Raw genomic sequence first — 5,637 nt, 5'->3', positions numbered from 1 at the left:
ATTTGATTACAAAGTTAAATGTTTATTGCAGTTGTTCCAAATAATGGCAGTTTACTTGCCGACCAACTCAGGGATGTTGGTTTTTATTTGGTTAAGTATCTCATCATCAAACTGGGCCAGGTATAAAGTCTTGGCTTTTGTCAATTGCTCGATGGTGAGACCTTTGGCTCCTCTTAGGTCTGCTTTGTACAAACTGGCATTCTCAAAATCTGCTCCTGTAAGGTAACAGTTTCTCAAATTTGCCTCCATCAGAAAGGCATTTTTAAAATTCGATTTTATTAAAAAAGCATTCTCAAGTTGCGCTTTGATGAGGTAAGCATCTTTAAAATTAGCGCCACTCGCGTATGCAGATTTTAGGATTGCCTGATTAAGGTTTGAGTTCTCCAGATTAGTCTGGTTTAGTCTGGTGTTTTCAAGATTAGTTTCTATCAGGAAGGCATTGGTGATATCTGCTGAGTTGAGGTTTGATCCTGAAAGATTGACATAGTTGAGGTTAGTCCGGGCCAGGTGACAGTTTACCAGATTGATTTCATTGATATTGTGTCGGTTAAGCCTCTTGATGTTACCCACAGTTCTGAAGGCTGCTTCTTCTGACTCCCAAAGCCGGAAATCATCGATCTCATCTTTGTAGGTTCTTATTCGTTGGCGCATTTCACCACTTTTATTAAGCCAGAAAATCAGGATACCGATTACGGCAATATCGAAAAGCATCCCATGAGCCTCAGCCATGACCTGAGCAAAGAAGGAAGAAAAATCAGCGAGATAGTACTGCATGCTAAAACCCAACACCACGACCGAGAGCAATGCTAATACTATAGAAGACGTTAATATAGGCTTCTCTAATATTAAGTTCACTTGCTCCTTAAGTCTTCTAAATTGATTCTTCAATAACATTCAGTAATCATTAAAAAAATGAACTCTAGTGATCTATATTAACAAAATGACTTCAAAAGTAAAAGTTATCTTATGAATAAACTAACATGGAGATGTAATAATATCGGGCCTACTGCGTTAAAAATGCTTTAATCTTAGCCGCAAGCACACGACTTATATTTTCATAAGATTCGAAAGACCAGCCGGCCACATGTGGTGTGAGAATAGTTTTATTGGAAGTAGAAAGATAGCTAAAGTTTTTGCGCTGCTCGTCAGTCAACTCATTAAGCCTCTCGTTTTCAAGCACATCAAGGGCAAGCCCCAGTAGCTTACCACTTTCTAAAGCCTCACAACAAGCAGCTAAAGAAAGTACCTCCCCTCTTGAGGTATTGAGTAAGTAAATATTCTTCTTAAATGAATCAATAAACTCCTTATCGACCATTTGCTTGGTTTCACCTGTTAAAGGTACATGAATACTAAAGATGTCGCTTTCGTCAAACACTTCTTGCAAAGTGGTCTGCCTGCAATATTTGTCTGTACAGTTTACCTTATATTTATCATAGGCGAGCACATTACAGCCAAATACGCTGAGCTTTTTGGCAAAAGCCTGACCCATATATCCATAGCCTAGCAAACCAACTGTCTTACCGGCAAGCTCAACCCCACGGTTTGCTTCCCTGTGCCAGGCGCCTTTTCGCACTTCTTTATCAGCCTTTACAATATGGTGTAACAAAGACAGAAGCATACCGACCGATTGCTCCGCCAAAGCATTTCTATTGCCTTCAGGCGCGTTAATAATGGCAATATTTTTTTCCTCAAGTAGCTCGACATCGAGATTATCAACACCAGCCCCTGCCCTGGCAATAAAACGAAGCTTGGTCGCTTTCTCTATCAACTCTTTGTCGACAGGTGTTTTACTTCTTATCACCATGCCTTCATATCCACCAATGCAGTCCAATATTTCCGATCTGGTAATATCTGGCTGATACTCAACCTCCAAACCAATTTCATTGAAAAATTGGTCGGTTTTTTCATGCATTTGATCAACTATGAGACACTTCATAAAAGCAAATGAACGATATAAAAGTAAATTCCCAAACCTAAAAGGTCATTTGTAGTTGTAATAAATGGCCCTGAAGCCAGTGCGGGATTAAAACCAAATTTATTTAGAATCAGAGGTGTGATGGTGCCCATAAACGATGCAATCAACACCACACTAAATAGTGCCAGAGACACCACTAATGACAACCTAGCTTCACCACCAAGCAATATATTGATACCGTAAACCAGCGATGCAAGGACTAACCCATTCACTATTGCCACCATCAGCACCTTAAGTAACCTTTTGAAGAGACCATCAGAAAAAGCTGAAGGGTTTGCCAAACTCTGTACTACAATTGATGATGATTGAATACCTACATTACCACCGGTAGCTTGAATCAAAGGGATGAAAAAAGCAATGGCCGTGACTTTGAGCAGGTCATCTTCAAAGATGCCCATAAACTTAGCACTGATAATACCGCCAATAATACCAATTAATAACCATGGTAAACGCGCTCGAGTGAGCATCCAAACACTATCGTCTTCTTCTACATCCTCAGAGATACCGGCCATGAGTTGTCTCTCTTCCTCAGCAATCTCAGTGATTACGTCTACAATATCGTCAATCGTAATTCTACCTAGCAGCTTACCTTGCACATTTACAACTGGCACAGCTTCAAGGTCATATTTTCGCATGATAATGGCCACTTCTTCCTCAGACATGTAGGTTTCTACGGCTACAAGATCAGGCTCATAAATGTCTGCAATCTTAGTTTTGTCTGTAGACAGAATAATTCTCTTTAGAGAAACCCGCCCCAAAAGTCTTTCATTATCATCTACGACATATACCGAGTAAAGCTTCTGTACATTTTCGGCCTGGCGCCTTATTTCTTCAATACATTGTACCACCGTCCAGTTTACATTGGCTTTGATGAGCTCCTTGGCCATAAGACCACCCGCTACATCTTCTTCATATCTCAGCAGGTCAAGGATGTTGGCCTCTTTCTCCTCGTTTTCAAGACCGGCAATCACTTCCTCTCTGTCTTTTACCGGTAGCTCGTTAAGAATATCCACCGCATCATCAGAATCGAGGTGATTGACGATAGCCGTAATTTCCGGTGGATCAAAGACCTTTAAAAACTTCTCTCTAATGTCTTCATCAAGGTCATTGATAATCTCAGCTTTTACCTCCGATTCAAGCAAGTCAATTACATACTTCGAGTCGTCAGTATCAAACTCATGCAGCAATGAAGATATATCTGCTGGATTAACGCCCTTTAAGATGTTGATAATAAACTGCGTGTCTTTATTATCAACAGCCTCCTGAAAACGCTCTCTGAACTCTTTACTTAACTCAAATTGTACTAGCTGCTCCACTTTTCAATATTTTTTGTGAGTTGCACAAAATCATCAACCGACAATGTCTCTGCTCTCCTATTCAACATCTCCATCTCCCGCACCTCTTCCGGTAAATTTAGTGGTTTCAGCGCATTGCGTAAGGTTTTTCTTCTGTTTTGAAAACCCTGCTTTACCACTTGTTTAAACAATTTTTCATCGCAATCTAGCTGTGTTACTCCATTTCGCTTCAGCCTGATCACCCCTGAATCAACCTTAGGGGGTGGGTTAAAAACCCCTGGCGGCACTGTAAACAAATATTCGAAATCGAAATATGCCTGTAGCAAGACACTTAATATGCCATATTCTTTATTACCCGGAGGTGAAGCCAGGCGTTTGGCTACTTCTTTTTGCAGCATACAAACCACCTCTGTCACCTTATCGCGCTCATCCAGTATCTTAAAGAATATTTGAGATGAAATGTTATAAGGAAAATTACCGATCACGGCATACTTCTCCCCAAGGTGAGCGCTTAAGTCTTTCTTTAAATAATCAGCTTCAATTATATTTTCTACCGGTAGGTCAAAGTGTTGCTTGAGGTAAACTATCGATTCGCTATCGACATCTACAAGTATAAGGCGTGTATCAAACCTATCTATTAAGAATTTGGTAAGCACCCCCGTACCCGGTCCAATTTCCAAAACCTTCTCATGATGATCAGAAAGGGCATCGGCTATCTTGAAGGCTATGTTATCGTCTTTTAAGAAATGCTGGCCCAGGTGTTTTTTAGGTTTAACCATCCGCTTTTTAGAATCAGTAGAAATACTTTAAATTGCAAACATTACTAAGGACAGAGGCCTTAATTTAATAGCCGGTAAAGATATTAAAAATAATGAGCAGTAAGCCACATAACGAACGTAAACCCGCAATAGCAATAACCATTGGTGATGTTAATGGAATTGGCCCCGAAGTAACCATCAAAGCACTTCGAGACAGCCGATTATTAAAATACATTACCCCAGTAATCTATGGTTCTACAAAAACATTGGCTTACTATAGAAAAGCACTCAAAGCAGAAGATTTTAATTATAGCCAGGTAAAAGACGGTAAGCTTAATATTAAAAAGGTAAACGTGGTTAACTGTTGGGAAGAAATGGTGGAGATCAATACAGGCCAGGTTACCAAAGAAGCTGGAAATGCCGCTTTTATGGCACTCAAGAAAGCCGTAGAAGATTTAAAGAGCGGCTTGATAGATGGTGTGGTAACTGCACCTATCAACAAACACAACATTCAAAATGAAGAGTTTGCTTTCCCAGGCCATACCGAGTTTTTTACCAAACATTTTGAAAGCAAAGAGAGCCTGATGCTGCTCGCCTCAGACCAGCTAAGAGTAGGTGTTGTAACCGGCCATATACCGCTCAAAGATGTGAGTACCGCCATCGGTAAGGAGAAAATAGCCAGCAAACTCAGCATTATGGAGCATTCACTGAAACATGATTTTGGTATCGCTAAACCTAAAATTGCAGTACTAGGCCTTAATCCCCATGCTGGTGAAGAAGGCTTACTTGGGAGTGAAGATGACGCAATTATACGTCCGGTAATAGAAGACTTTAAGAAAAGAGGCAAACTGGTCTATGGCCCTTTTCCTGCAGATGGCTTTTTCGGCAAAGGAGACTTTAAAAAATTTGATGGGGTACTGGCCATGTACCATGACCAGGGCTTAATACCTTTTAAAACTTTAGCATTTCAAAGTGGTGTAAATTACACTGCAGGCTTGCCCATCATCAGAACCTCTCCCGATCATGGCACAGCTTATAATATAGCTGGAAAAAATGAAGCCAGCGAAGAGTCAATGAGACACGCCATATTGATGGCATATGATATTTTTAAGAATAGGCAATTATACCTCAAAGAAGAATAAGCCCTTTCAAAGAAAAATAAGGGCGCTTCTCGAATTTTTATTTTATTACTATTTCGAGCTGTCCTATGTTTATTTTCTGAGATCGTGTAACTTTAGCTTGACCTCGACTAATTTCTCTAAATGGATATAGTAACTAGAAAGCAATTAAATGTACTCATTCAACTGGCTGAATCGGACAAACACTTCTCTCCTATCGAGAGAGATAAGATATTTGAATTAGCCAGAAAGAGGAATTTTCCTGCCGAGGCAGTAAAAGACTTGATTAAAAACCCAGAGCCCATTGAGTCTTTTGGGGCGCTCTCTAATGAGCAAAAATTTGAATACCTTTATAGCTGTATAGATTTAATGCTGGTAGATAAGCGTATTTTCGATAGCGAAATAGTATTCTGCCGGAACCTGGCCATAAAGTTAGGATTTAACAAAAATGTCGTTGACTTCCTTAAATCGGAGATATACGAGCACGACAA

The 5,637-nt window shown here is 40.0% G+C and carries 6 protein-coding genes; 2 read left to right on the top strand and 4 right to left on the bottom strand.

The features are described 5' to 3' along the window. Positions 1 to 51: 51 nt before the first annotated feature. The 4 genes from E1176_RS07380 to rsmA all read right to left on the bottom strand — a co-directional run bounded on the left by E1176_RS07380 (position 52) and on the right by rsmA (position 4,049). Positions 52 to 855, bottom strand: a complete 804-nt coding sequence (locus E1176_RS07380; protein WP_343030515.1) for a pentapeptide repeat-containing protein — start codon at positions 853 to 855, stop codon at positions 52 to 54. Positions 856 to 1,003: 148 nt separating this feature from the next. Next, positions 1,004 to 1,936, bottom strand: coding sequence for an NAD(P)-dependent oxidoreductase (locus E1176_RS07375; RefSeq protein WP_155209962.1), 933 nt, complete (start codon positions 1,934 to 1,936; stop codon positions 1,004 to 1,006). Next, entirely contained in the window at positions 1,933 to 3,291 is a 1,359-nt protein-coding gene (gene mgtE, locus E1176_RS07370) for a magnesium transporter (protein WP_185152687.1), read from the bottom strand. Before mgtE ends, E1176_RS07375 begins: the two co-directional genes overlap by 4 nt. After that, on the bottom strand, positions 3,279 to 4,049 hold the full coding sequence (gene rsmA / locus E1176_RS07365) for a 16S rRNA (adenine(1518)-N(6)/adenine(1519)-N(6))-dimethyltransferase RsmA (RefSeq protein ID WP_155209961.1): 771 nt from the start codon (positions 4,047 to 4,049) through the stop codon (positions 3,279 to 3,281). Before rsmA ends, mgtE begins: the two co-directional genes overlap by 13 nt. A 92-nt stretch (positions 4,050 to 4,141) precedes the next feature. Between rsmA and pdxA the strand changes: the two genes are divergently transcribed. Next, positions 4,142 to 5,170 carry a 4-hydroxythreonine-4-phosphate dehydrogenase PdxA gene (pdxA, locus tag E1176_RS07360; RefSeq protein WP_155209960.1) on the top strand — a complete coding sequence of 343 codons (1,029 nt, stop codon included), beginning with the start codon at positions 4,142 to 4,144 and terminating at the stop codon, positions 5,168 to 5,170. A gap of 120 nt (positions 5,171 to 5,290) precedes the next feature. Further along, a partial coding sequence (locus E1176_RS07355) for a TerB family tellurite resistance protein (RefSeq protein ID WP_155209959.1) occupies positions 5,291 to 5,637 on the top strand: 347 nt, incomplete at its 3' end.

Origin of the sequence: Fulvivirga aurantia, from assembly GCF_009711475.1 — a bacterium.
In the GTDB taxonomy this organism is placed as follows: domain Bacteria; phylum Bacteroidota; class Bacteroidia; order Cytophagales; family Cyclobacteriaceae; genus Fulvivirga; species Fulvivirga aurantia.
This window is presented reverse-complemented; position numbering and strand designations above follow the sequence as displayed.

Excerpts from the sequence above, each read along its gene's own strand:
- E1176_RS07375 (WP_155209962.1), bottom strand. The coding sequence starts at position 1,936 with ATGAAGTGTCTCATAGTTGATCAAATGCATGAAAAAACCGACCAATTT.
- pdxA (WP_155209960.1), top strand. The coding sequence starts at position 4,142 with ATGAGCAGTAAGCCACATAACGAACGTAAACCCGCAATAGCAATAACC.
- rsmA (WP_155209961.1), bottom strand. The coding sequence starts at position 4,049 with ATGGTTAAACCTAAAAAACACCTGGGCCAGCATTTCTTAAAAGACGAT.